Raw genomic sequence first — 25,040 nt, 5'->3', positions numbered from 1 at the left:
GATGCCATCGGCCGGAGAACCAGCTTCGCCGTGGAGCAGGGGCGCCTCGCGGGTCTGAACGATCGGCAGATGCGGCGGGCGATGTGGAGCTCCGCGGGTCGCGGTCTGCGGATCAGGCGAAGTGCGCCGGCAGGGTGGCCGACCAGGCCTCCCGCAGCCGCGCCAACGGCACCGTGAAGTGGCCCTGCACGTCCAGCGACGGGGCCGGGGCGTCCTCCGTGCCGGTGCCGACGGAGTCGACGACGCCGATCCGTATCGCCGGGTAGCCGCGCGCGGTGCACATGTCGGTGAACCGCACCTCCTCGGACCGCGGGACGGCGACGAGCGCCCGGCCCTGCGACTCCGAGAACAGGAGGGTGAACACGTCGACGCCGTCGCGCTCGGCCGCCTCGTCCAGCCCCACCCGGGCCCCGACGTCGTACCGGAGGCACGCCTCGGCCAGGGCCGCCGCGAGGCCGCCGGTGGACAGGTCGTGCGCCGCGTCGACCATGCCGTCGCGGGAGGCGTTGATGAGGATCTCGCCGAGCGTCTTCTCCGCGGCCAGGTCCACGACCGGGGGCCGCCCGCCCAGGTGCCCCTGCAGATCCGCCCAGGCGGAGCCGTCGAGCTCGTCGCGGGTGGAGCCGAGCAGGTAGATCGCCTGGCCGTCCTCGCGCCAGCCGGACGGGGTGCGCCGGGCGACGTCGTCGAACACGCCGAGCACGCCGACGACGGGAGTCGGGTGGATCGGCACGCCGCCGGTCTGGTTGTAGAGGGAGACGTTGCCGCCGGTCACGGGCACGCCGAGGTCCCGGCAGGCGTCGGAGAGCCCGCTGACGGCCTGGACGAACTGCCACATGACGGCCGGGTCCTCGGGCGAGCCGAAGTTCAGGCAGTCGGTCACGGCGAGCGGTCGCGCGCCGGTGGTGGCGACGTTCCGGTAGGACTCGGCCAGGGCCAGCCGCGCGCCCTCGTACGGGTCGAGGTAGGCGTAGCGGCCGTTGGCGTCGGTCGCGATGGCGACGCCGAGCCCGGTGCCCTCGTCGACGCGGACCACGCCGGCGTCGTCGGGCATCGCCAGGGCGGTGTTGCCCTGCACGTAGCGGTCGTACTGGTCGGTGACCCAGTCCGGGGAGCACAGGTTGGGGGAGGACATCAGCGCGACGACGGCGTCGCCCAGCGCCGCGCCGGCGGGCCGGTCCGTGTCCGCGGCAGAGCCGGTGAACCGGTCCGCCTGCGTCGCGTCCTGCCAGTCCGGCCGGGCCTGCGGCCGGTCGTAGACGGGGCCCTCGTGGGCGACGGTGCGCGGGTCGACGTCGACGATCACCTCGCCGTCCCACTCGATGACGAGGCGGCCGGTGTCGGTGACCTCGCCGAGCCAGGAGTACTCGACGGCCCAGCGGCCCATGATCGCCTCGAACGCGGCGACGTTCTCGGGCGCGACGACCGCCATCATGCGTTCCTGCGACTCGCTCATCAGGATCTCGCCGGGCGTCAAGGACGGGTCGCGCAGCAGCACGTCGGTCAGCTCGACGTGCATGCCGCCGTCGCCGTTGGACGCCAGCTCACTGGTCGCGCAGGAGATGCCGGCCGCCCCGAGGTCCTGGATGCCCTCGACGACGCCACCGGCGAACAGTTCCAGGCAGCACTCGATCAGCACCTTCTCGGCGAACGGGTCGCCGACCTGCACCGCGGGCCGCTTCGCCGGTTTACCGGAACCCTCGAAGGACTCCGACGCGAGCACGGAGGCGCCGCCGATGCCGTCGCCGCCGGTCCGGGCCCCGAAGAGGACGACCTTGTTGCCCTTGCCCGAGGCGTTGGCCAGCCGGATGTCCTCGTGCCGCAGCACGCCGACCGCCAGGGCGTTGACGAGCGGATTGCCCTGGTAGACCGGGTCGAACACGAGCTCGCCGCCGATGTTGGGCAGGCCGAGGGAGTTGCCGTACCCGCCGATGCCGGCGACGATGCCGTGCACCAGCCGGGCCGTGTCGGGGTGGTCGATGGCGCCGAACCGCAGCGGGTCCATCACGGCGACCGGGCGGGCGCCCATCGAGATGATGTCGCGGACGATGCCGCCGACGCCGGTGGCCGCGCCCTGGTAGGGCTCGACGAACGACGGGTGGTTGTGGGACTCGACCTTGAAGGTCACGGCCCAGCCGTCGCCGATGTCGACCACGCCGGCGTTCTCGCCGATGCCGACGAGCAGGTGCTCCTTCATGGCGTCGGTGACCTTGTCGCCGAACTGGCGCAGGTGGATCTTGGAGGACTTGTAGGAGCAGTGCTCGGACCACATCACCGAGTACATGGCCAGCTCGGCGGCGGTGGGCCGCCGGCCGAGGATCTGCCCGATCCGCGCGAACTCGTCCTGCTTCAGACCCAGCTCGGCCCAGGGCAGTTCGGTGTCCGGGGTGGTCGCGGCGTGCTCGACGGTGTCGAGGTTGAAGGCGCGCGACGCGTCCGGGGCTTCGGTCTCCGGCGTCGCGGCGATGTTCTCGGCGGTGTTCTCGGCGGTGTCTTCGGACATGGGGGAGCGGGGTCTCCTCAGGCGTGGACGAGCGTGGTGAGCACGGAGGTGAACAGGCCGAGACCGTCCAGCGACGGGCCGTACCCGTCCTCCACGGCGTGCTCCGGGTGGGGCATGAGGCCGACGACGTTGCCGGCGGCGTTGGTGATGCCGGCGATGTCGCGGCGCGAGCCGTTCGGGTTGACGTCGAGGTAGCGGAAGACGACGCGGCCCTCGCCCTCGAGCTCCTCGACCGTGGCGTCGTCGGCCACGTACTGGCCGTCCTGGTTCTTCAGGGGCACGACGATGCGCTGGCCGCGCTCGAACGCGCCGGTCCAGGCGGTGTCCGTGTTCTCGACGCGCAGGGCCTGGTCGCGGCAGATGAAGTGCAGGTGATCGTTCTTGATCATCGAGCCGGGCAGCAGGTGCGCCTCGGTGAGCATCTGGAAGCCGTTGCAGATGCCGAGCACCGGGAGGGGCCCACCGGCGGAGGAACCGGAGCCACTCGCGGCGTCGACGAGCCGCTCCATCAGCGGCGCGAACCGGGCGATGGCGCCGGCGCGCAGGTAGTCGCCGTAGGAGAAACCGCCGGGCAGGACGACGGCGTCGACGCCCTGCAGGTCCGCGTCCGCGTGGAACAGGGCGACCGGGGTGGCGCCGGCCAGGCGCACCGCGCGGGCGGCATCGCGGTCGTCGAGCGTGCCGGGGAACGTGACGACGCCGATGCGGGCATCGGTCAACTCGGGTCCGCCGGTGCCGTAATCCCCGATCAGGGGCAGGTCCGTCGGGGTGCTCATCGGGTGGCGTCCGCGGCCGCGTCGACCGCGTACACGGAGACGACGTCTTCGATCACCGGATTGGAGAGCAGGGTCTCGGCGGCCTCGCGGGCGGCGGCCAGGTGCGCGTCGGTCACCTCGCCGTCGACCGTCAGCTCGAACCGCTTCCCCTGGCGAACACCGCTGAAGGCCTCGATGCCGATCCGGGGCAGGGCGTTCACGATCGCCTTGCCCTGCGGGTCCAGGATCTCGGGCTTGGGCATGACTTCGACGACGATCCGCTGCATGCGGGCGACTCCTGCGGCTGAGGGAATTCAGGACAGCGCTCGTCGGAGGAATGCCGTCTCACGCCGGATCGGCGCTCCGCGAGCTTGCCGGTCCAGTCTATCGCCCACCCTCGGGCCGCCCGGACCGAGACGCTTGACACCCCCAGGAATACGCTCGTACTCTCGGCACTGACGGAATACGAGTGTATTCCACGCAGAGAGGACATGATGTCCCAGATGATCGAGCGGGCGGACGGCCGCCGCTCACCGGAGCACCGCCGCCCCCGCACCGTCATGGCGGGCCTCCTCGCCGTCGCCCTCGCCCTGGTCCCGGTGCTCTGCACGGCCGTCGCGTCCGCCGCGGCGCAGATCCTGGGCCTGGACGAGGCGTCCGCCGCCCTCGTGATCGGGGCCGGAGCGGCGGTCTCGGCCGCCATCGGCGTCGTGGTCCTGGCCGTCGCGCCGTTCGGTCTCACACCGGTCCGCTTCGGCGTCCCGCGTCGGGTGCGGGCCGTCTGGTGGTTCCTGCCGCTGCTGCTCACGGTGGTGATCGCGGTCGCGACGCAGGGGATCCACGTGCGCGCCGGCGTGCTCGCCGCGTACGCGGTGCTGGTCCTCATGGTCGCGGTGAACGAGGAGGTCTGGTTCCGGGGGATCATCCTCGCCGTCCTGCGTCCCTCCGGCGTGCGCGTGGCCGTGATCGGCAGCTCCCTCGTCTTCGGCGTGCTGCACCTGGCGAATCTCGCCGGCGGTGCGGGCGCGGCCGAATCGGTCCTCCAGGTGGTCTTCGCCGTCCTGTTCGGCGTCGTCGCCGCGGAGCTGACCCTGGTGACGGGGAGCCTGTGGCCCGCCGTCGTCTGGCACGCAGCCTGGGACTTCGCCAACTTCCTCGGGGGGAACGCCACCACCGCGACCGCGCTCACCGGGATCGCGCTCGCCTGCGCGGTGATGCTGGCCTACGCGGTGCTGCTGTGGCGCCGCGCGAGCCGAGCGCGACGGTGAGTCCGAGCGCGACGGTCGGCTCGAGCACAGCGGTCACCGGCCCGCGTGGCATCCTGATCGACGTGGATCTGACCCGACGCCAGAGTGAACTGGCGGACGCAGCACTGCGGATCATCGCCCGCGACGGGATGGCGGCCCTCTCGTTCCGCGCCGTCGCGGCGGAGGCGGCGTGCTCGCTCGGCTCGGTGCAGAAGGCCTTCGCGTCGAAGGACCTCATGCTCGCGGCGGGATTCGCGCGGCTCCGCCAGGAGGCGGCACCGCTGCCGCCGGGCGAACCGGGACGGCCGACGCTGCGCGCGTGGCTGGTGGCGCTGCTGCTCGGGATCCTCCCGCTGGATGCGCGACGGCGGGCCACGCAACGCCAGGGGGATGCCTTCGCCCAGCAGGCCCTGACCGATCCGGCCATCGCCGCGGCGATCGCCGACAGCGACGCCGAGGTGCGCGGCCTCCTCGCCTCGCTCGTCACCCGCGCCCGCGCTGAGGGCGAGGTCCCCGCGCACGTGGATCCCGTGACCACCGCCTGGGCGGTGCTCGCACTCGCGCAGGGGCTCGCTATGCAGCTGCTCTACCGGCCGGAACCCGAGGCCGACGTCCGCGTCCGGCTCGACGCGACCGTCGCCGCACTGCTGCGCTGACCCCCGGCGGCATGCCGGCCTCAGGCCTCGTACCGAATCCGCCCTCCGACCACCGTGGCCAGCACGGTGGCGTCGCGGATCGCCTCGGGGTGGGCGGTCAGCGGGTCGACGTCGAGCACGGTCAGGTCGGCGGTCATGCTGGGCGCCAGGGTGCCCTTGACCGCGCTCTCCCCCGAAGCGGCCGCGGCCCCCGTCGTGTAGGCCGCGAGGGCCTGCCGGGCGGTGAGCCGCTCGTCCGGTTGCCAGGAGCCGGGCGTCCCGTCCGTCCCCCAGCGGGTGACGGCGGCGGCGATGCCGTGCAGGGGGCGCGGCGGTTCGACCGGCGCGTCGGAGCCGAACGCGAGGATCGCGCCCGCGTCGAGCACCGACCGCCAGGCGTACGCGGCGATGTCGGGGTCCGGCACGAGGTGGCGCAGTCCCAGGTCCGCGACGTAGTGCTGCGGCTGCATCGAGGCGATGACGCCGAGCCGGGCCAGCCGGGGCAGGTCCTCCCGGCGGACGAACTGGGCGTGCTCGATGCGGTGCCGCAGCCCGTGGGCCCGGGTGGCGGCCGCGACGCGGTCGAGCGCATCGAGCACGTGGGTGTTGGCGAGGTCGCCGATCGCGTGCACGGCGGCGGCCAGGCCGTGCTCGACCAGCCGGGCCAGCAGGCCGTCCAGGGCCGCCGGGCCCGTGACCTCCACCCCGTGCGCGGCGGCCGCCTCGACGGCGACGCGCGGATCGTCGGTGGGGAACGGGTGGCTCATCAGGCAGGTGTGCGAGCCCAGGGCGCCGTCGGCGAAGATCTTCACGGGGCCGATCCGGATCCACGCGTCACCGTCACCGGTGCGCCGGCCGGTGGCGATGTGCTCGTCCAGCGCGGCCACCGGCAGCAGCTTGACCAGCCGCAGGTCCAGCTCCCCGCGCTCGCGCAGTCGTTGCGCGGAGGTGAGCACCGTCATCCCGTCGACGTCGTGCACGCCGGTCAGCCCCTGCGCCAGCAGGTGCCGCTGCACGCGCGCGAGCCGGGCGACCGGATCCCCGCCCGCCGGACCGTCCTGCAGCGCCCGCACGGGGAACACGGCGGACTCGCGCAGCACGCCGGTGGGTTCGCCGTCCGCGTCCCGGACGATCTCCCCGCCCTCCGGGTCAGGGGTGTGACGAGTGACGCCGAGGGCGGCCAGGGCCGCGCTGTTGGCCCAGATGGTGTGGGCGTCGGAGCTGACGACGGCGACGGGACGGCCACCGGTGACGGCATCGAGGCTGCGCCGGTGGGGCAGGTCGGTGCGCTCCCAGCGGTTGATGTTCCAGAATCCGCCGAACACCCAGTCGCCGGCCGGCAGGGTGGCCACGTGGTCGGCGATCCGGCGCACGCACGCCGCCTCCGAGGTGGCCGAGCGCAGGTCGACGCCGGCGAGCTCGTCCGCCAGGTGGGTCAGGTGCACGTGGGCGTCGGTCAGGCCGGGGACGACGACGGCGTCGCCCAGGTCCACCGTCCGGGTGCCGGCCGGGGCGTGCGCGGCCAGCGCCGTCGGATCCCCGGTGGCGACCACCCGCTCGTCGTCGACCAGGACGCCGCGCACGGGCGGGGCGTCGCCGGTGCCGTCGACCGGGCCGGTCAGGGTGTGGATGGTCGCCGCGGTGTAGAGGAGCGCGCTCATGGTGCCTTTCGCCGGTGGTCGCGTCGGTCTCGCCTCCATCCTGCCGGGAGTGCGGCACTCGTGCGCCATTAGGCTGAACGCATGGGTGAGGAATCGAAGTCAGCGCTGCCGTTCATCATGGCCGGGGCGGTCGTCGTCGGGCTGGGCGGGATCCTGTTCTCGCAGGCTCGCCGTCAGCGTGAGGAGGACCGTCGACGGCGGGTGCAGGACGCCCTGCGGGAGGCGCAGCAGCGGCACGGCGACCACCCGCTGCGCCGCCCGGATCCGGCGACGCCGTCGGCCACCGACCGTCCCGCCTGAGTCCAACCGGCTGAAGCGGCCCGGCTGGGGTCCGGCTCGCCGAGTGGCCGGACGGCGCAGCCATCCGGCCGCGATGACGACATCGTCCGCACACTCGGCGTGCGTCCGCCGTCGCCTCAGGCCGCGGTTACGCGATCGAGCACGGCGAGCAGCCGGCGGCGCAGGACGGCGCCCCGGTCGGCGAAGCCGCGCTGGGCGGCCACGTACTCCGCCTTGCCGGCGGGGGTCTCGATCCGGATCGGTGTCAGGTCGTGCCCGCTGAGGTCGTACGGGGAGGCGCGCATGTCGACCTCCCGCACGTCCGCCGCCAGATCGAGCGCGGCGAGGACCAGGTCGCTCGACACCAGTGGCAGCAGCGTGAACGCCCACTTGTAGAGATCCATCGTCGCGTGCAGGCAGCCGGGTTGCTCCAGGTCGGGCTGCGTCCGGCGCGTGGGCCGCAGTTCATTGCGGCCGGTCGCCTCGGGCGTGAAGAAGCGGAACGCGTCGATGTGCGAGCAACGGATCCGGTGGGCCTCGACGACGGCGTCGGTCTGCTCGCCGCTCAGCCGCAGCGGCAGCTCCTCGTGCCGCCGCTCGTCGGGGTCCTGCCGATACACCATGGCCCACTCGTGCAGGCCGAAGCACCCGAACTGGCCGGGCCGTGACGCCGTCGCGCCGAGCAGTCGGCGCACGAAGGCGACGGTCGCCGAGCGCCGGTCCAGGAAGCCCGCCACGTCGGCGGTCACCGCCGGTTCGTCGGCGGAGAGCCCCAGCGCGTCCCGCTCCGCGGCGTCGAGCGACCGGTGGTCCTTCCAGGCGGCGCGCTCCACCGCCGCGGCACCGGTCAGCACGGCGCCGGCGCCGGGGTGCCAGCGTTCCAGCTTGCCCGGGCTGAGCGCGTAGTACGTGAAGAGGAAGTCCGCCACCGGGTGCTTGATCCCGGCCGAGCGGCGGGCACGGTGCGGCTCCGTGTACCGTGCGGCGTGCTCACGGTGCCGCGCGGCGCGGTCGTCCGCCATGGCGTCGGGCACCAGGACGAGCCCGACGTGCTCGGGAGCTGCCGCCGTCATGAGCGCGCGATCGCGATGCCGACCCGCCTCAGCGGCCGGTGCCGCCGTACACGGTCGCTTCCGTCTCGCTGTCCAGGCCGAACGCCTGGTGCACGGCGCGGACGGCGTCGTCGAGCGAGTCGGCGCGGGTGGTGACGGAGATGCGGATCTCGGAGGTGGAGATCATCCCGATGTTGATGCCCGCCTGCGAGAGCGCGGAGAAGAACTGGCTGGAGACGCCGGGGTTGGAGCGCATGGCGGCGCCGATCAGCGACAGCTTGCCGATGGAGTCGTCATAGGAGAGCGACTCGAACCCGATCTCCTCCTGCGCCGCCTCGAGCGCCTCGACCGCCGTCGTGCCCTGGCTCATCCCGAGGGTGAAGGAGATGTCGGTGCGGCCGCGGGTGGTGGAGACGTTCTGGACGATCATGTCGATGTTGACGGCCGCGGCGGCGATCACCTCGAAGATGCGGGCGGCCTTGCCCGGCACGTCCGGGACGCCGACGACGGTCAGCTTGGCTTCGGACCGGTCGTGGGCGACGCCGGAGATGATGGGCTGTTCCAAGGTGATTCCTTCACTGATGTCGTGCGCCGTGGCGGGGTCGGGGATGACCCAGGTGCCCTCGTGGTGGCTGAACGAGGAGCGGACGTGCAGCGTGAGGCCGAAGCGGCGGGCGTACTCGACGGACCGCAGGTGCAGCACCTTCGCCCCGGACGCCGCCATCTCGAGCATCTCCTCGCTGCTGATCCGGGCGATCTTCTGCGCGTTGGGCACGATGCGGGGGTCGGCGGTGTAGATGCCGTCGACGTCGGTATAGATCTCGCACACGTCGGCGTGCAGCGCGGCGGCCAGCGCCACCGCGGTGGTGTCCGAGCCGCCGCGGCCCAGCGTGGTGATGTCGTTGGTGGTCCGGCTCATGCCCTGGAAGCCGGCGACGATCGCGATGTTGCCCTTGTCCACGGACGTGCGGATCCGGTGCGGGTCCACCTCGACGAGGCGGGCGCGGCCGTGCAGGCTGTCGGTGATCAGTCCCGCCTGGCTGCCGGTGAACGACTGCGCCTTCGCACCGAGGTCCGTGACGGCCATGGCCAGCAGGGCCATGGAGATCCGCTCGCCGGCGGTGAGCAGCATGTCCATCTCGCGGGCGGGCGGAGCGGTGGTGATCTGACCGGCCAGGTCCAGCAGCTCGTCCGTGGTGTCGCCCATCGCGGAGACCACGACGACGACGTCGTGCCCGGCGCGCTGGGTGTCCACGACCCGGCGCGCGACGCGCTTGACGCCCTCGGCGTCGCCGACGGACGAACCGCCGTACTTCTGGACGATCAGGCTCACGGGTGCTGCACTCCTGCCGGTTCACGGACGCGGGACGGGGCACGCGCGCAGGCGCGCGGACGCCACCGAAAGTGTAGTCCGCACCCCGAGCGGGGTTCATCTGTGTCCGGAGTGTGGCCGCCGGGGCGGCGTGCGAACGGATGGTCAGAGGTTGCGGCGGCCCTCGAAGGCCCGACCGAGGGTCACCTCGTCGGCGTACTCGAGGTCGCCGCCGACCGGCAGCCCGGAGGCGAGCCGGGTGATGCGGATGCCGAGGGTGCCGAGCATCCGGCCGAGGTAGGTGGCGGTGGCCTCGCCCTCGAGGTTGGGGTCGGTCGCGATGATGACCTCGGTGATGGCGTCGTCGGAGAGCCGGTTGAGCAGTTCGCGGATCCGCAACTGTTCGGGGCCCACGCCACCGATCGGGTTGATGGCGCCGCCGAGCACGTGGTAGCGGCCGCGGAAGGCACGGGTGCGCTCGATCGCCATCACGTCCTTGGACTCCTCGACGACGCAGAGGGCGCTGGGGTCGCGGCGGGGGTCACGACAGATCGAGCAGGTGTCCGACTCGGAGACGTTGCCGCAGATCGAGCAGAACTTGACGCGATCCTTGACGTCGGTGATGGCGGTGGCGAGGCGGCGCATGTCCGCGGTGTCCGCCTCGAGGATGTGGAAGGCGATGCGCTGGGCCGACTTGGGGCCGATGCCGGGAAGGCGACCGAGCTCGTCGATCAGTTCCTGGACGGCTCCTTCGTACACGGGGTCACCTTATCCTTCGGGGTCGGGGAATCGGCCGCATCGGCCGGGAGCGGGTCGGCACGGATCGACGACGGGGTCGGGTCCGTCGTCGACACGTCAGTCCCGCAACAGCTCGCGTTCGTCGATCAGCTGGGCGCCGAGGATCCGTTCCGCGGCGGCTCGACCGGCCCGGCCCGAGTCCTCGAGGACCTGGTCGTCCTCGCTGGGGATGTCCTCCATCGGCGTGGGCACGGCGGCCGGGGCGGACGGTGGCGCGTCACTGGCGGCGTGTGTCCCGGTCGCCGGCGCGCCCGGTCGCGCGGGTGCCTCGGACGGCGCGGGCGGCGCGGCGGACGGTCCGTCGGTCCCGCGGGCCGGGCGGACGGGCGGCTCCGAGGGTGCCGCTCCCGGGGCGGGCCGCGCGGGTCGGTCGCCCTCCGCGGCCTGGCCGTTCGTGGGTGCGGGTCGCGCCGTTCGCGACGACGACTCGGGGCGCTCGCGGGTGCGGTACTGCCGCTCGGGCGCGGGCGACGGTCCCCGTCCCGGGGCGCCGGGGCGGCGTCCGGGGTCCTCGTCGTCGGGGAACGGTGGTTCCTCCGGATCGGGCTCGTCCGGCAGCGGCGGCTCGTCGTCCCACGGCGCCGTGGCCGCGCCGTCGTGCGCGGATCCCCTCGACGCCGGGGATGAGGACGGCGAGGGAGCCGCGGAGACAGCGGTCGGGGCGGACGGCTCCGGTGCCCCGGCCGGGACCGCACGGGCGGGCTGCTCCGCGGCACGCGGCCGTGCCGGTTCCGCGGACGAGTCACGCCCCGGTGCTGCGGGTGGCGGTCCGGCGGGCGTGGTGGGTGCCGCCGTGGGCCCGGAGGGTGACCACACCCGTTCCCGGGGGTTCGCGGCCGCCGGAGCGGTGGCTGCCGAGGAGGTGGTGGTGGCGGGTCGATCGGCGGACGGCGCCGATTCGGGCCGGGGCGCGCGCCGGTTGGTCTGGTCGTCCGGGTTCGTCGGCCCGGTGGGCCGGGCGGCCGCCTCCTGCGGGGAAGGACGGGAGGAACCGGCCGGACGCGGGACGCGGCCGGCGGACTCAGTCGGTGCTTTTGGGCGGCCGCCCCCGGCCACGTTCTCGTCGGTCGCGGTGCCGCCGGACGGCGGTGCCGAGCCGGGGTGCACGGCGACGACACGCACCTGCAACCCCAGGACGGCACCGAGGGCCTCGCGCACGTGGTCCTCGTGCCGTCCGAACTGGTCCGCGATGCCCGGCGTCGGGAACTCGAGGTAGAGGGTGTTGTCCCGCAGTGCTCGGACGGTGCCGTTCTGGCTGACGAGGATCCAGGCCACCTTCTTGGCCCGTCCCAGGGCCTCGAGCACCTCGGGCCACGCGCGCCGCACCATGTCCACGTCCGACCCTGACGACTCGGCCGGCGCACCGCGCTGCGGAGACGATCCGGCATCGGTGGCCTCGTCGTCCGCCGCGGCGTTGCCGCCGGGACGCCGGGACGCCGGGGGCTCGGGCAGGTCGTCGGCCGCCACGGGAGCGGCCGCGACGGGGGACTCATCGTGGTCGGTGGGGACGTCCCGGTCGTCGACCGGCACCGCAGGGTCCGCGGACTCGCTGTCCTCGGCGGCGCTCTTGGTGGTCTCCGGGCTCTCGGCGGCCGCGTCGTCCTCGGCCGACGGCCGCGCGAGCCCCTGTTCGGCATTCTGCACCGGGGCGGCGGCCGCGGCGTCCGGGGTCGCCTCGTCGGCGGCGGCCGCGGCGTCCCGACGGTCCTCCGCGTGCGTGGGGGCAGCCGTCTCCGGGGCGGGCCGGGCGGGCGCCGGACGGGCCGGCGCGGGCCGCGCGGGAGCGGGTCGCGCGGCAGCGGGCTCGGCGGGACGGTCGTCCCGAGGCGCGTCGCCCCGAGCACCGTCGCCCCGAGCACCGTCACCCCGAGCACCGCCCTGACGCGAATCGGGTCGCGAATCCGCGTCCGTCGTGGCCGGGCGGGCACCGTCGGTCGCGGCGGCCGCCGGAGCGCCGGCCGCCGGGGTGAGGCCGACGTGGCCGGTCCCGCCCTCGACGGCTCCGGAGATGGCCGACGCGGGGCCGCGTCCGGCGTCCGGCGCCGCATAGTTCAGCCGCCGTTCGATCCGGTCCACCCGGGCGGCGACGCCGCGCTCCCCGACGTCGGCGCCGGGCAGCAGCAGCCGGGCACACAGCAGCTCGAGGTGCAGGCGGGGGGACGTGGCGCCCGTCATCTCGGTCAGCGCCGCGTTGGTGATGTCGGCGGCGCGGGAGAGTTCGGCGCGGCCCAGCTGGCGGGCCTGGTGCTGCATCCGGGCGATCGCGTCCTCGGGCACGGCGCGCAGCACGTGCCGGGCGGATTCCTCCATCGCGCCGACGATGATGAGGTCGCGGAACCGTTCGAGCAGGTCCTCGACGAAGCGGCGGGGGTCGTGCCCGGTCTGGATGACGCGGTCCACCGCGCCGAACACCGTGGACGCGTCCCCGGCGGAGAGGGAGTCGACGACGTCGTCGAGCAGCGAGGCGTGCGTGTAGCCCAACAGGTCGATGGCCATCTCGTAGCTCAGGCCCTCGTCGCCCGCGCCGGCCATCAGCTGGTCCAGCACGGAGAGGGTGTCGCGGACCGAGCCGCCGCCGGCACGGATCACCAGGGAGAGGACGCCGGGGGCCACGGGCACGTTCTCCTCGGCGCACAGCCGTTCGAGGTAGGCGAGCAGCGGCTCCGGGGGCACCAGGTGGAACGGGTAGTGGTGCGTGCGGGACCGGATGGTGCCGATCACCTTGTCCGGCTCCGTGGTCGCGAAGATGAAGAGGATGTGCTCCGGGGGCTCCTCGACGATCTTCAGCAGCGCGTTGAAACCCGCCGACGTGACCATGTGGGCCTCGTCGATGATGAAGACCTTGTAGCGGTCCCGGACGGGGGCGAACGTGGCGCGCTCCCGCAGGTCCCGCGCGTCGTCGACGCCGCCGTGGCTCGCCGCGTCGATCTCGATGACGTCGAGGCTGCCGGACCCGTCGCGGGCCAGCTCCCGGCAGCTGTCGCACACGCCGCACGGGGTGTCGGTGGGGCCCTGCGCGCAGTTGAGGCAGCGGGCGAGGATGCGCGCCGACGTCGTCTTGCCGCAGCCGCGCGGTCCGGAGAAGAGATAGGCGTGGTTGACCCTGTTCTTGCGCAGCGCCGTCATCAGCGGTTCGGTGACGTGTTCCTGCCCGATGACGTCGGCGAACGTCTCGGGACGGTAGCGGCGGTACAGGGCGGTGCTCACGGATGAAACCCTATCGACTGGCACTGACGGAACCGGCCGGCCGGTTCCGGCGCACGGAACGGGCCGAGCCGGAGGGGAAACGTAGAGACCCCTCGCACACCCGCCAGAGCCCGTTTACCCTTGCTACCTTCCGGTCCTGGGGGAGTTCAACAGGATGACGCCGCACGAGGGGCTGGGAACCAGTCTAACGGATCCGGGACGCCGCTCTTCGCATCGCCTTCCGGCGCGATGTCGACCTCCGGCGCCCCTGACCGGCCCCGATTGGCTCGGGACCGCCGCCATCGGGTATCGTGAGACGGTGCTCGTGCGCGGGCACAGCCAGGAGGATTCGCCTAGCGGCCTATGGCGCACGCCTGGAACGCGTGTTGGGTTAACGCCCTCGGGGGTTCAAATCCCCCATCCTCCGCCACCACGATGGCCCCGACCGGATCGGTCGGGGCCATCGTCGTCTCCCGGGTCGCGAGTGAGCCGCCGTCAGCGGGTGCCGCTGATCTCCTCCACCCGCTCCCGCAGGAACCGGGCGGTCGCCAGGTCCGGGTCGACGTCGTCCACCAGCACGACGGCGTACGGCGGGTCGTCCCGGCGCGGCACCGCCCGCACGTCGACGTGCACGACGTCGTGCCCGTGCTGGTGCAGCCAGTCGGCCATCGCGTAGTCGGACGGGGTGTCGCCCACCGTGTACCAGCGGTGCGGCCCCGGGCCGTCCGCGGCGAAGAGCTCCAGGGCCCGCTCCGCGCCGAGGGCCTTTCCGGACCGCTCGTGCTGGACGTCGGTCGAGATGATCGTCGGCTCGACCCGGATCGGCGTGGCGCCGTCGGCGTCCGGGTGGGACCGACGGTCGTACAGCTCGTGGATCCACCCGAGCCCCGCCCCGGTCAGGGCCGCGAGGAGCTCCGCCTCGAAGTCGCCCTGCACGCGAAGATAGGCGTCGTTGGACACGGCGGTGGCCTGCTCCAGGGAGACCATCGCCAGCTTCGTCTCGTCGAGGAACATGTGGGCACCGTAGCGGCCGGCCAGCAACGGCCGAACGAGTTCGGCCACCACCGTGGGCAGGCACACGGACTCGTCCACGTGCACCGCGCCGGCCGGTTCGGTGCAGCTGAACCAGGTGCCGCCCTTCTCGCCGACCGCGTGCAGCCGTGCCCGCGGGTCGAGCCCCGCCGCCCGCAGCGGCGGCACCACCTCCCGCCACAGGAAGTCGGCCGAGCGGCCGGTGTTGAAGGCGATCGGCACGCCCGTGTTCGCCAGCGCCACCAGATCGGTGACGATGCTGCCGACCGTGATGGTGCGGGTGACCGTGTTGGCGATGGGCCCGTCGACGTCGAGCAGGAGACCGAACGGTGCGGGGGTGGACGCGAAGGGCAGCGCAGCGGTGGGCATGGGACCAGTGTGGCAGCCGGCCGCCGGGGTGTCGGGGGCATTGCCTAGCATGGTCCCCATGATCTTCGCGGCGGTCGGTGAGGGCCGGCCCTATCCGGACCACGGGCTGTCCACACCGAAGGACTGGGCGGCCGTCCCGCCCCGGCAGGTGCGCCTCGACCAGCTGGTCACGACCCGGCGGACGCTGGACCTCGAGGCGCTGCTCGCGGAGGACAGCACCTTCTACGGCGACCTGTTCCCCCACGTGGTGAAGTGGCAGGGGCGGATGTACCTGGAGGACGGGCTGCACCGGGCGGTCCGTTCGGCGCTGCACCGGCGCGCGGTGATGCACGCCCGGGTGCTCGAGCTCGACGACTGATCCCGACCGACGGTCGGCGGAGAAAGGCGGACCCCGTGGCGCGACGACCGCGCGACCCCCTCGACCTGCACGGTCACCACATCGTCACCAACGAGGAGCTGGGGCAGGTTCTGCACGCCGACGAGGCCGACCGCGAACGGGCGCGGCACCGCCGCCGGCTCCTGCACGGTCTCGTGCTCATCGTCGCCCTCGTGGTGCTCGCGTCGTCGCTGATCCTGGTGCTCGCCATGCTGCAGGGGTACCGCCCGTTCCCCGAGGCCGCGCCGGCGTCGACCCCCTCCGCGACGCCCGCGCCGACGGTCAATGCCGCCGGCTGCCCGGTCGTGCCGGTGGTGCCCGCCGCGCCCGGCCGGGTCCGGGTCGGGGTGTTCAACACGACGACGACGCCGGGACTCGCGGCCGCCGTCGCCGCCCGGCTGCGGAGCCAGGGCATGGTGGTGAGCGGCATCGGCAACCGGACCGTCACCGACCGGGTGCCCGTCGTCGTCGTCGCCGGCAAGGCCGGGCGTCCCGCCGCGCTCGCCGTCCAGCGCCGCATCCCCGGCTCGGTCTACCGGGAGGACGGCCGCACCGGCACCGCCGTCGACCTGCTCCTGGGCACGGGCTTCCAGCGCGTGGCCGATGCCGGTGGGGTGAACGCGACCGCGGCCGGCCGGCTGCGGTGCGCCCCCTGAACCACCCCTGAACGGAACCGAGGGCCGGTGGCATGACGCCACCGGCCCTCGGTTCCTCGCTCGAATCCGGTCCGCAGTCCCTCCGGGGAGGGACCGCGGAGGGGACTACTCGCTCAGCCGGTACCCGGTCCAGCCGCCGCCCACCCGGTCGGGCGTCGCGAGCGACTGGTTGACCACCCGGTAGTTGCGCAGGTTCCCGTCCCGGTCGATGCCGAGCACGCTGAGCGAACCCGACCCGGTGAAGCCCTCACGCGCGACGATGGACGACATCGTGTCCCACGCCTTCCCGATGTCCTTGGCCGGAGCCGAGGCGAGCCCGGTGCTGGACGCCTTGTACACGAGCAGGTGACCCTGCGTGTTCCGGGCCAGCAGGTCGGTCGTGCCGTTGCGATCGAAGTCGGCCGGGGTCAGCTCGAAGCCCTTCCAGCCGCCACCGATCCGCACGCCCGAGGCCGCCAGCTTGCCGGTCGAGCCGGTGCCCCGGAACCGCAGGTCGCCGTTCGTCTCGATCGTGTAGAGGCCGGGACGGCCGTTGGCGCCGGCCGCCGCGACCACCGTCCACCCGGTCCACCCGGTCGCCACCGTGGCGCCGGCGTTGAACCCGCCGCCGCTCTTGCCGGTGTAGACCGCCACGACGCCGCTCTTCCAGTGGGAGACGATGTCGAGGACGCCGTCCTGGTTCCAGTCGATGACGGTGGTGGACACGACGGTCGACCAGTTCGACCCGGGCATGATGTCCTTCGGCGTGCCGAGCTTGCCGGTGCCCGTGGCCGGGTAGGCCAGCAGGCGGCCGGACCGGTCGACCGTCGTCACCGTGCTGCGGGACGGGATCGACGGCGTCGCCGCCGGTGGGGCGCTCGTCACCGTCACCGGCACGACCTGCGCCTTGCCGCCGTCGTCCGTGCCCTTGCCGGACAGGTCGCCGGTGGCGTTGTGCAGGTGCAGGAACAGCGCCTGGGTGCTGGCGCCCGCCGCCGTCCGCTGGGCCGGCAGTCCGGTGCCCGGCACATCCGCGAACAGGACGGAGCCGTCCGCGTTCCCGAACGCGACGTTCGGCTGCGTCAGGTTGTACGCGATCCAGCTCGTCGAGTCGATCGCGGCACTGCTGTAGCCGTTGAAGGTGGACACGCGGTACTGGACCGGTGCCGACTTCGTCAGGTCCAGCTTGAAGGCCGCCGCCCGCACCGGGAGGGAGAAGGCGTTGGTGTCGAACGTGTTGGTGTCGACCTCGCCGGTCTGCCCGTTGACGGCCTGCAGGTCCACCGGGTCGGCGGAGAGCTTGCCGTTGACGATCTCGTAGGTGCTCGCCACGGCCAGGTCGACGTCGGTCAGCCGGGTCAGCACGGTGAGGAAGTCGGCCTTGCCGTCCCGGTTCGTGTCGACCTCGACGTCGAACTCCGTGTTCGCGGCGAGCGCCGGAGCGTTGGCCCATGTCGAGATGCCGAAGTTGACCACGCCGTTCTCGGCGACGTCCCCCTTGGCGGCGGCGACCGCCGGCACGGAACTGTTCGCGCCCACGTACTGCAGATCGACGACGTCGCGCTGCGGCTGCGTCGAGGCCGGCAGCCTGGTGCTGCCCGCGCCGAGCTGGAAGCCGCCGACGACGGCGTTGAACCCGCTCTGGGTGGTGCCTCGACCGCTCAGCGGAACCAGCGTGCTGGTCGGGTCGGCGCCGAACGCGACGGTGCCGGCCGACATGGCGGAGACCGGCTTGACCGACGCGTACACCGGCACCCGCAGGCTCGGCTTGCCGGCGGCGGTCAGCGTCAGCCGGCCGGCGGCCTCCGCCATGAACTGCCGCGTGACGCCACCCTGGACGGCCTCGAGGGACGGATCCTTCGACTTCGCCAGCGCCTTCGGGTCGCTGATGGTCATGGTCACCGGCACGGTGGCCGAGCCGGCGGCCGGGACGGCGACGCTGGCCGGCACCGTGTAGGTCACGCCGGGCACCGTGCTGGAGGCCCGGTAGGCCGCCGCGTAGGTGATCGCCGTCGTGGTGTTGTTCCGCACGGTGACGTTCTTCGTCACGGTCACCGGCTGATCGGCCACCTCGAGGACGCCGAAGCTGACGCTGGTCAGCGTCGGATCAGCGGCCGCGAACGCGTACGCCGGGGAGTTCAACGCGTCGAGCGCGTCCACCCGGCCGGAGCCGACGCGGTTGGGCCCGTAGACGGCGCCGTCAGCGGTCACCACGTCGCGGTTGGCGGTGTTCATCACGAGCGCCTTGGTCTGCGTCGCCGTGAGGAACGGGTACTTGCCGCGCACGAGCGCCGCGATGCCGGCCACGTGCGGGGTCGCCATCGAGGTGCCCGTCTTGACGTTCGGCTTGTTCCCGCTGCCGACGGCGGCGGAGCCGATCAGGGTGCCCGCCGCGGCGACGTCGGGCTTGACGATGCCGTTCGAACCGTGCACTCCGCGCGAGGAGCTGGAGTTGAGCTGGTCCTTCTGCCCCGAGGGACCGTCGGCGGTGCCGATGTAGTCCGGGCTCAGCCGCACCTGCAGGGTGCCGGCCGTGGCCGCCGGGCGCAGCTTGTCGGAGGACGTCCGGTTCAGCTGGACACCCGGGATGGTCGCGTTGCCCGAGATGCCGGCGTCGAACACGTCGCGCGGCGAGTCGAGCACCACACCCTTGGCGCCGGCCGCCTGCGCGTTGTTGAACCGCGCGACCGATCCGCACGGGAAGGTGCCGGAGGCGTCCTCCCACTGCAGCCAGACCCACTTGCCGGCGAGGGAGTTGGCCGGGAACGGGTTGGACCCGTCGGCGTTGCTGCACCCGTAGGGGTTGGTGGTGCCGGCCGGGGGCGCGATGACGGTGCCGGTCAGCTGCGCCTGGGTGACGCCCGCGGCGTTGTAGTCGAAGTTGACCGAGTACTGGCCCTGCGCCGCACCGGCCACGCCGGACGGGGCGAGTACGTCGATCCGATCCAGCGTGACCTGGGAGCCGATGCTGTTCGCCACGGTGAGCGAGGAGCGGGCGTTGCCCGGCGAACCGCCGATGTCGTAGCTGTCGCCGGCGTTGCCGGAGGCCACCACGGAGAGGATGTTCTGGTCCGTCAGGTTGTCGACGATGGCGTTCTCGGGGTCGTCGGTCGGGGACCAGTCGCTGCCCAGCGACATGTTCACGATCTGGGCGCGGTCGCTGAAGTCGCCGTCACCGTTGGGATCGAGCACCCGGTCGAGGGCATCGCCGACGACGTCCGAGGAACCCTCGCAGCCGAAGACGCGCAGGCCGACGAGCTTGGCCTTCGGCGCGGAGCCGGGGCCGATGCGCATGGCGTTGACCGTGGCGGCGGTGAGGGCGCCGTAGTTGCCGGTCCCGCCGCCGAAGGTCGACCCGTCGCTGGCCACGCCGTACCCGGCGGCGGTCCCCGCCACGTGGGAACCGTGGCCGTTGCAGTCGAGCGGGTTCCCGTCCGGCTTCGGCACCGGCTGGTACGCGGGGTCGTCGGGGTCGGCGTTGTAGTCGTCGCCGACCAGGTCGTACCCGCCGGCGAACTTGCGCCCGTCGAACAGTCCGGCCGGGACCGTCGACGACCCCTTGGCCTGGGTGAACGCCGCGGCGGTGCCCGGACCGCCGAAATCGGTGTGGGTGTAGTCGATACCGGTGTCGATCACGGCGATGGTGGTGCCCTCGCCGGTCGCCTTCTGCTGCACCCACGAATCCAGGGCCCGGGTGTCGATGTCCGTGCCCTTGTTGTTCACCTTCTTGGTGACGATCGGGGTGATCTTCACGACGTTGGCCTGCTGGGCCAGCGCCCGCAGGGCGGCAGCGTCGCCGCGCAGGGCGACGCCGGGGATGGTGTTGGTGGTGGTGTAGAGCGTCTGTGCGCCTGCCGCACTCGCGGCGGCTCGGCCCGCCGCCTGGATCGAGGCGCGGATGGACCGCACCTCGGCGGCCTTCGCGAGCGGCTTCTGAGTGCCGCGCTTGACGGCGACGGGCTGGGTGCGGTCGAACGCGCCCTGTCCGGTGAACTGGACGAAGACCGAGATCTGCCCCGACGCGCTGGCGAGTCGGGGTGAGATCTTGGTGGCCTTCACGGGTTGGGACTTCAGCCCCGGCGCCGGGGTGGTCGGGTCGGACTTCTGGTCGGCCATGGCGGGTGTCGCGAAACTCGAGACGAGTGCGGCTCCGGTCAAGGTCGCCAACAGGGCCCGTCCCAGGCCCCGATTGCGCGCTCTTTTCATGGTTCTCCTCGACAAGGGCGGGCAGAACATCGCGCCGTGTGTCCGATCGGGACGCAGCGGCGCGACGGGAAAGCTTCTGCTCGCATGCGGTGATGACCCGGAAATGATCCGGTGACCGCCGTCGACCGACGGCGGATGAGTCCTACCCTCATGTCGAATCGGTCACATGTCAACGATGCGCGGCCGGATCTTGGCCATGCTGTGACCTGCCGCGATGCCGGCGACGGGGTGCTGAAGATCCTCTCTCAGCCTGCGGCGCCCTGCCACACGGCGTCGAACGGCGCGTTCGAGGAGATCCGGCCCTGGATGGACGCCGTCACCAGCGACTTGGCCGAGCGCGCCGCCGTCAGCGGGTCGGCGCCCTTGCCCAGTTCCGCGGCGACCGCGGCCGCGAGCGTGCAGCCCGCGCCGCTGACGGCCACCTCGCCGATCTTCGGGGCGGTCAGGATGTCGACGCGGCTGCCGTCGTCGAAGACGTCCTGGGCCGCCTCGCCCGCCAGTCGGACGCCACCCTTGGCCAGGACGACGGCCCCGCTCGCGTCGTGGATGCGGCGGGCGGCATCGGTGAGGTCCTCGATCGAGGCGATGTCCTCCCGTCCGGACAGCTGAACCGACTCGAAGTGGTTGGGCGTGACGAACGTGGCGCGGGGGAGGATGTGCTGCCTGAGGGCCTGGTCGGTGTCCAGGGCGGCACCGGGCTCCTGGCCCTTGCAGATCAGCACCGGATCCAGGACGACGGTGCGCGGCTGCGTCTCGGCCAGCCAGCCGGCGACGACCTCGATGGTCGCGGGCGTGCCGAGCATGCCGATCTTGACGGTGTCGATCGCATACGCCGACCCGATCGCCTCGAGCTGATCGGCGATCACCTGCGGATCCACGGGAACGAAGCGGTGGTTCCAGTCGTGCTTCGGGTCGAAGGAGACGATGCACGTCAGGGCGGCGATGCCGAACACCCCGGACTGCTGGAAGGTCTTCAGGTCGGTCTGGGCGCCGGCGCCGCCGGTCGCCTCGGAACCGGCGATGGTCAGGACGACGGGGGGAGCATCGGGGGTCGAGGGGAGCTGTGCCATGCCCCCATTCTTCACCTCGCCCCGGACCCGGGCAGCATCGGGAGCGACCCGGCGACGGCCACGCTCGGATCCCTGCGTGGCAGAATGGCTCTGCCCGTCACGCGGGCGCGCGTCGACCGGGTGGCAGGCGGTCCGGCGCACGAATCCCCGCATCCCGGTCCCCGCTCGGTCGTGGGCCGTCCGCCGTCGTCCTCCCGAGAGGTCCCCTGTCATGAGCGTCGCCGTCACGCCTCATCGCGCCGCGTTCGCCACCCGCAACCGCCGGTACGTCGACGTCATCGTCGCCCTGTTCTGCGTCGTGCTGATCCTGTCCAACATCGGCGCCTCCAAGGGCGTGCTGATCGGGCCGATCGTCGGCGACTTCACCATCGTCACCGACGGCGGGTTCTTCCTGTTCCCCCTGGCCTACATCCTCGGCGACGTGCTCAGCGAGGTGTACGGCTTCGCGACCGCCCGGCGGACCGTCATCACCGGGTTCGCCCTCTCCCTGCTCGCCTCCCTGGCGTTCGTCGTCATCATCGCCCTGCCCGGCTTCACGGACGACTACGGCACCGCCAAACAATCCGCCCTGGAGGGCGCACTGGGCCAGGTGCCGCAGATCGTGCTCGCGAGCATGGCCGGGTACGTCGTCGGCCAGCTGCTCAACTCGTGGGTGCTCGTCCGGCTCAAGGAGCGCACCGGGGAGTCCGCGCTGTGGGCCCGGCTGATCGGCTCCACCGGGGTCGGCGAGTTCGCGGACACGCTGATCTTCTGCTCGATCGCCGCCCCGGTGATCGGCATCGCCGACGCCGGCCAGTTCGTCAACTACGTGATCGCCGGGTACCTGTACAAGTGCGCCGTGGAGATCGTCGTCAGCCCGCTCACCATGGTGGTGATCCGCGCGATCAAGGCACGCGAGCCGGACTACGCGACGCCGGCCGCCGCCTGACGCTACCCTGAGCGCAGGCGGCTCCGGCCGTCGTCGGCACGCGGTCGTCCGTTCGGCCCGGGGAGGGAGCACGACGTGGAGATCCTGACCGGTGCCGGGCTGGCCGCGTCGTCGGGCCTGAACGCCTACATCCCGCTGCTCGTGCTCGGCCTGCTCGACCGGTTCACCGACCTGGTCCACCTGCCGCCGGGATTCGCGTGGCTGTCCAACGGCTGGGTGCTCGTCATCCTCGGGGTGCTGCTCGTGCTCGAGGTGGTCGCCGACAAGATTCCCGCCGTGGACACCGTCAACGACTGGATCCAGACCCTCGTGCGGCCGACCTCGGGCGGCATCGTCTTCGGCGCCGGATCCGCGTCCCAGACCGCCACCGTGACCGACCCGGCGTCCTTCTTCACGTCCCAGCAGTGGGTGCCCATCGTGGTGGGGGTGGTGACGGCGCTCGCGGTGCACATCGTCAAGGCGACCGCCCGCCCCGTGGCCAACGCGGCCTCCCTCGGGACGGCGGCGCCCGTGCTGAGCACCGCGGAGGACGCTTCGGCGATCGCCCTGTCCGTCGCCGCGGTGCTGCTCCCGGTGCTCGTGCTGGTGGTTCTGGTCGTCGCCGCGGTCGGGCTCGGGCTGCTGTACCGGGGGTTCCGGCGCCGGCGGCGGGCCCGGGCGGCGGCCTGAGCCGGCCGACCCGGCCGGCTGCGCTCTGGCGGGTAACGTGGCGCGCATGAGCGCCCCCGCGGTCCTGAGCGCCCGTGACCTGCGCTGCGGGTACGGAGCGACGCCGGTCTGCGGGCCGGTGACGACGTCGGTCGCGCCGGGCGAGGTGCTCGGCATCGTCGGTTTCAACGGGGCGGGCAAGTCCACGGTGGTGCGCACCATGATCGGGCGCCAACCGCCCCTCGACGGCGAGTGCCGCTTCCGCGATCTGCTCGTCGACGACCGTGCCGCCTCGTTCCGGGCGGCGGTGTCCTGCGTGTTCGACGAGGACGCGTTCTTCCCCTCGCTGACCGCTGCCGAGCACCTCGAGCTGGTGGCCCGGGGCCACGGGGTCCCCGAACCCGTCCAGGCCGTCCGCCGCGAGCTCGACGCCTTCGGGATCACGGCCGTCGCCGACGCGTTGCCCACGGAGCTGTCGTCCGGGCAACGGCGGCGGCTCCTCCTGGCCGCCGGCTTCATCCGCCCCGCCGAGCTGCTGGTGCTGGACGAGCCGGAGCAGCGGCTCGATCCGGTCATGCGCGAACTCATGGGGGACCGGATCCGCGCCCGGGCGGCCGGCGGGTGTGCCGTCGTCGTCGTGACCCATGCCCCCGATCTTCTGCTGGCGACGGCGAGCACATGTCTGGTGATCGCCGACGAGGTCCGCCGGGTCCCGGTCGCCGAGGGCGCGGCGCTCATCTCCGGCACCCGCGCGTGAACGCGGCGAAGCTGGACGCCCACGCGGTCACCGGATTCGATCCTGCCGCGTTCACCCGCCGTGCCGCGCGACGGCACCGTGACCGCTCGGTCGCCTCGGCCGTCCTCGACGGCTACACCGCCGTACTCTCCGTCGGTGTCGCGGGACTGTTCGGCTACGGCCTGCTGACGGCACTGAACCAGCAGCTCGGCGCGGTGACCGTCCTACGCCCGGTGACCGATGAGGCCGCGGCGGTGCTGCCTGCCGGGGCGTGCCTGCCCCTCCTGGGTCTGATCGTCACGGCTGCGGTGCTCGACGCCGCCCTGCGGCTCGGGCCCATCGGGCCGGACCGCGCCCAGCTGACCTGGTGGCTGTGGGCTCCCGTTCCCCGGGCGGGCATGCTGGCGCGCCTGGGTGCGAGCCGGGTGCTGGCTGCCGGGGCCGTGGGCGCACTGGGCCTGCTGCCGGTGCTCGCGATCCTCACCCTCGGTCCCGGGCTGATGCTCGGCTCGGTCAGCGGCGGACTGCTGGCCGCCATCGCCGCCGAGGTCGCCGTCGCCGCGCAGGCCGCCGGGCACGTCCGGCGGATGCGACGGGTGGCGGCGGGGCTGGGTGTGGTGACCGCGTCGGTCGCAGTCGCCCTGGTGCTCTGCGGGTGGCTCCTGCCCGCCGCCGTGCCGGTGATCGCGCATGTTCTCACCGTGGCGCCCACCGGGTGGTTCGTGATCGCGGCCGGGGGCGCGGCGTGGCCACCGGGGGCGCTCGCGGCCGTGGTCGTCGCGCTGTGGCTGGGGTTGCACCGTCGGCTCGGGACGATCGCCACGGGGGAGCTCGCCCGCGGTGGCGGGGCCATGCAGATGCTGCAGCTCTGGGCCGTCACCGGCGGTGCCGACGACCTGGTGCGCGCGGGACCCCGTGCCGTTGCCTCGACGGTGCGGGCGCACCGGTGGATCGGCCGCGTGCGCACGGCCGCCGGCGCGCTCCTCGCCGCGGACGCGATCAGCACGGTGCGGCAGCGCGGCTGGTGGGTCTACCCGGTGCTGCCCGCGCTGGCCTGGTCGCCGGTGTTCGTCGCCGGAGCTAACGGCGTGGTGCCGATCTCACTGGCGCTCGTCGTGGCGGCGCTGGCCGGGATGGACGTCGCGGCCCGGACGGTGCGGGCCTGCGCGGCGATGACCGAGCTCGACGGCCTCCTCCCGCTGTCTGCCGCGCGGATCCGGCAGCTTCACGCGGTGGTCCCCGCCCTCCTGCTCGCGGGCATGATGACGGTGTGGTGCGCAGGCCTGGTTCTGCTTGGCGCCGCGAATCCCGGTCTCATCGTCCTCGGGGCACTCGCCGGCGTCGGTCTCGGGGCCTGTGCCGTCCGTTCGGCGTACCGGCCGCCGGTGGACTTCTCCGCACCACCGATCCCCAGCCCGTTCGGTTATCTGCCGTCCTCCGCGCTCGCCACGATGTCACAGGGACCGGACCTCGCCGTCGTCGTGCTGGTCCCCGTCGTCGTCGCCCTGCTGATCGGGGCGGCCGCACCGTTGCTGCTCGGGGCGCAGGCCGTCGTCGTCCTCGTCGTCGTCCTCATCGCGACGACCCCGCCGATCACGTCCTGAACGTTCAC

At 73.0% G+C, this 25,040-nt stretch carries 20 protein-coding genes, 1 tRNA gene and 1 other RNA gene; 10 read left to right on the top strand and 12 right to left on the bottom strand.

What is annotated here, in order from left to right:
- Positions 1-112: 112 nt before the first annotated feature.
- The 3 genes from purL to purS are packed head-to-tail and all read right to left on the bottom strand — an operon-like array spanning position 113 to position 3,545.
- Entirely contained in the window at positions 113-2,503 is a 2,391-nt protein-coding gene (purL, locus tag IEX22_RS08405) for a phosphoribosylformylglycinamidine synthase subunit PurL (protein ID WP_188667892.1), read from the bottom strand.
- Positions 2,504-2,520: 17 nt separating this feature from the next.
- Complete coding sequence (purQ, locus tag IEX22_RS08400; protein WP_188667891.1) at positions 2,521-3,279, bottom strand: phosphoribosylformylglycinamidine synthase subunit PurQ; 759 nt, start codon at positions 3,277-3,279, stop codon at positions 2,521-2,523.
- Positions 3,276-3,545 (bottom strand): phosphoribosylformylglycinamidine synthase subunit PurS, encoded by a 270-nt coding sequence (purS, locus tag IEX22_RS08395; RefSeq protein ID WP_188667890.1) that lies wholly within the window; start codon positions 3,543-3,545, stop codon positions 3,276-3,278. Before purS ends, purQ begins: the two co-directional genes overlap by 4 nt.
- A 207-nt stretch (positions 3,546-3,752) precedes the next feature.
- On the opposite strand from purS, the gene IEX22_RS08390 reads away from it, so the two are divergent.
- Both IEX22_RS08390 and IEX22_RS08385 read left to right on the top strand, forming a co-directional pair.
- Complete coding sequence (locus IEX22_RS08390) at positions 3,753-4,526, top strand: CPBP family intramembrane glutamic endopeptidase (RefSeq protein ID WP_188667889.1); 774 nt, start codon at positions 3,753-3,755, stop codon at positions 4,524-4,526.
- Between the two features lie 62 nt (positions 4,527-4,588).
- Positions 4,589-5,161 (top strand): TetR/AcrR family transcriptional regulator, encoded by a 573-nt coding sequence (locus IEX22_RS08385; protein WP_188667888.1) that lies wholly within the window; start codon positions 4,589-4,591, stop codon positions 5,159-5,161.
- Positions 5,162-5,181: 20 nt separating this feature from the next.
- On the opposite strand, the gene IEX22_RS08380 is transcribed toward IEX22_RS08385, so the two are convergent.
- Entirely contained in the window at positions 5,182-6,801 is a 1,620-nt protein-coding gene (locus tag IEX22_RS08380) for an amidohydrolase (protein WP_188667887.1), read from the bottom strand.
- An 81-nt stretch (positions 6,802-6,882) separates the two neighbouring features.
- On the opposite strand from IEX22_RS08380, the gene IEX22_RS08375 reads away from it, so the two are divergent.
- Entirely contained in the window at positions 6,883-7,101 is a 219-nt protein-coding gene (locus tag IEX22_RS08375) for a hypothetical protein (RefSeq protein ID WP_188667886.1), read from the top strand.
- Positions 7,102-7,217: 116 nt separating this feature from the next.
- On the opposite strand, the gene IEX22_RS08370 is transcribed toward IEX22_RS08375, so the two are convergent.
- From IEX22_RS08370 to ffs, 5 genes are all read right to left on the bottom strand, one after another.
- Positions 7,218-8,153 carry a 3-methyladenine DNA glycosylase gene (locus IEX22_RS08370; protein ID WP_229659877.1) on the bottom strand — a complete coding sequence of 312 codons (936 nt, stop codon included), beginning with the start codon at positions 8,151-8,153 and terminating at the stop codon, positions 7,218-7,220.
- Positions 8,154-8,181: 28 nt separating this feature from the next.
- Entirely contained in the window at positions 8,182-9,465 is a 1,284-nt protein-coding gene (locus IEX22_RS08365) for an aspartate kinase (RefSeq protein ID WP_188667885.1), read from the bottom strand.
- Between the two features lie 144 nt (positions 9,466-9,609).
- Positions 9,610-10,203 carry a recombination mediator RecR gene (recR, locus tag IEX22_RS08360; RefSeq protein WP_188667884.1) on the bottom strand — a complete coding sequence of 198 codons (594 nt, stop codon included), beginning with the start codon at positions 10,201-10,203 and terminating at the stop codon, positions 9,610-9,612.
- 96 nt (positions 10,204-10,299) lie between these two features.
- Positions 10,300-13,449 carry a DNA polymerase III subunit gamma and tau gene (locus IEX22_RS08355; protein WP_188667883.1) on the bottom strand — a complete coding sequence of 1,050 codons (3,150 nt, stop codon included), beginning with the start codon at positions 13,447-13,449 and terminating at the stop codon, positions 10,300-10,302.
- Between the two features lie 80 nt (positions 13,450-13,529).
- Positions 13,530-13,626: signal recognition particle sRNA small type (gene ffs / locus IEX22_RS08350), an RNA gene on the bottom strand.
- 144 nt (positions 13,627-13,770) lie between these two features.
- On the opposite strand from ffs, the gene IEX22_RS08345 reads away from it, so the two are divergent.
- Positions 13,771-13,858, top strand: a tRNA-Ser gene (locus IEX22_RS08345).
- Between the two features lie 65 nt (positions 13,859-13,923).
- Here the strand turns inward: IEX22_RS08345 and IEX22_RS08340 are convergent.
- A complete protein-coding gene (locus tag IEX22_RS08340; RefSeq protein ID WP_188667882.1) occupies positions 13,924-14,829 on the bottom strand; it encodes a hypothetical protein in 906 nt (301 codons plus the stop codon).
- 58 nt (positions 14,830-14,887) lie between these two features.
- Here IEX22_RS08340 and IEX22_RS08335 point away from each other — a divergent pair, with 58 nt between their 5' ends.
- Both IEX22_RS08335 and IEX22_RS08330 read left to right on the top strand, forming a co-directional pair.
- Positions 14,888-15,187 carry a type II toxin-antitoxin system VapB family antitoxin gene (locus IEX22_RS08335; protein ID WP_188667881.1) on the top strand — a complete coding sequence of 100 codons (300 nt, stop codon included), beginning with the start codon at positions 14,888-14,890 and terminating at the stop codon, positions 15,185-15,187.
- Positions 15,188-15,222: 35 nt separating this feature from the next.
- Positions 15,223-15,861, top strand: coding sequence for a LytR C-terminal domain-containing protein (locus IEX22_RS08330; RefSeq protein ID WP_188667880.1), 639 nt, complete (start codon positions 15,223-15,225; stop codon positions 15,859-15,861).
- Between the two features lie 105 nt (positions 15,862-15,966).
- Here IEX22_RS08330 and IEX22_RS08325 read toward each other — a convergent pair whose 3' ends face one another.
- Together IEX22_RS08325 and IEX22_RS08320 are read right to left on the bottom strand one after the other, a co-directional pair.
- Complete coding sequence (locus IEX22_RS08325; RefSeq protein WP_229659876.1) at positions 15,967-19,956, bottom strand: S8 family peptidase; 3,990 nt, start codon at positions 19,954-19,956, stop codon at positions 15,967-15,969.
- 335 nt (positions 19,957-20,291) lie between these two features.
- Positions 20,292-21,116 (bottom strand): hydroxymethylpyrimidine/phosphomethylpyrimidine kinase, encoded by an 825-nt coding sequence (locus IEX22_RS08320; protein ID WP_188667878.1) that lies wholly within the window; start codon positions 21,114-21,116, stop codon positions 20,292-20,294.
- A gap of 211 nt (positions 21,117-21,327) precedes the next feature.
- Here IEX22_RS08320 and IEX22_RS08315 point away from each other — a divergent pair, with 211 nt between their 5' ends.
- The 4 genes from IEX22_RS08315 to IEX22_RS08300 all read left to right on the top strand — a co-directional run bounded on the left by IEX22_RS08315 (position 21,328) and on the right by IEX22_RS08300 (position 25,032).
- Positions 21,328-22,044, top strand: coding sequence for a queuosine precursor transporter (locus IEX22_RS08315; protein ID WP_188667877.1), 717 nt, complete (start codon positions 21,328-21,330; stop codon positions 22,042-22,044).
- Between the two features lie 75 nt (positions 22,045-22,119).
- Entirely contained in the window at positions 22,120-22,713 is a 594-nt protein-coding gene (locus tag IEX22_RS08310; protein WP_188667876.1) for a DUF4126 domain-containing protein, read from the top strand.
- Positions 22,714-22,759: 46 nt separating this feature from the next.
- Positions 22,760-23,449 carry an ABC transporter ATP-binding protein gene (locus IEX22_RS08305; RefSeq protein ID WP_188667875.1) on the top strand — a complete coding sequence of 230 codons (690 nt, stop codon included), beginning with the start codon at positions 22,760-22,762 and terminating at the stop codon, positions 23,447-23,449.
- Entirely contained in the window at positions 23,446-25,032 is a 1,587-nt protein-coding gene (locus IEX22_RS08300) for a DUF6297 family protein (RefSeq protein WP_188667874.1), read from the top strand. The genes IEX22_RS08305 and IEX22_RS08300 overlap by 4 nt, the downstream gene beginning before the upstream one ends.
- Positions 25,033-25,040: the final 8 nt, after the last annotated feature.

Source organism: Tersicoccus solisilvae (assembly GCF_014643255.1).
In the GTDB taxonomy this organism is placed as follows: Bacteria; Actinomycetota; Actinomycetes; order Actinomycetales; family Micrococcaceae; genus Tersicoccus; species Tersicoccus solisilvae.
This window is presented reverse-complemented; position numbering and strand designations above follow the sequence as displayed.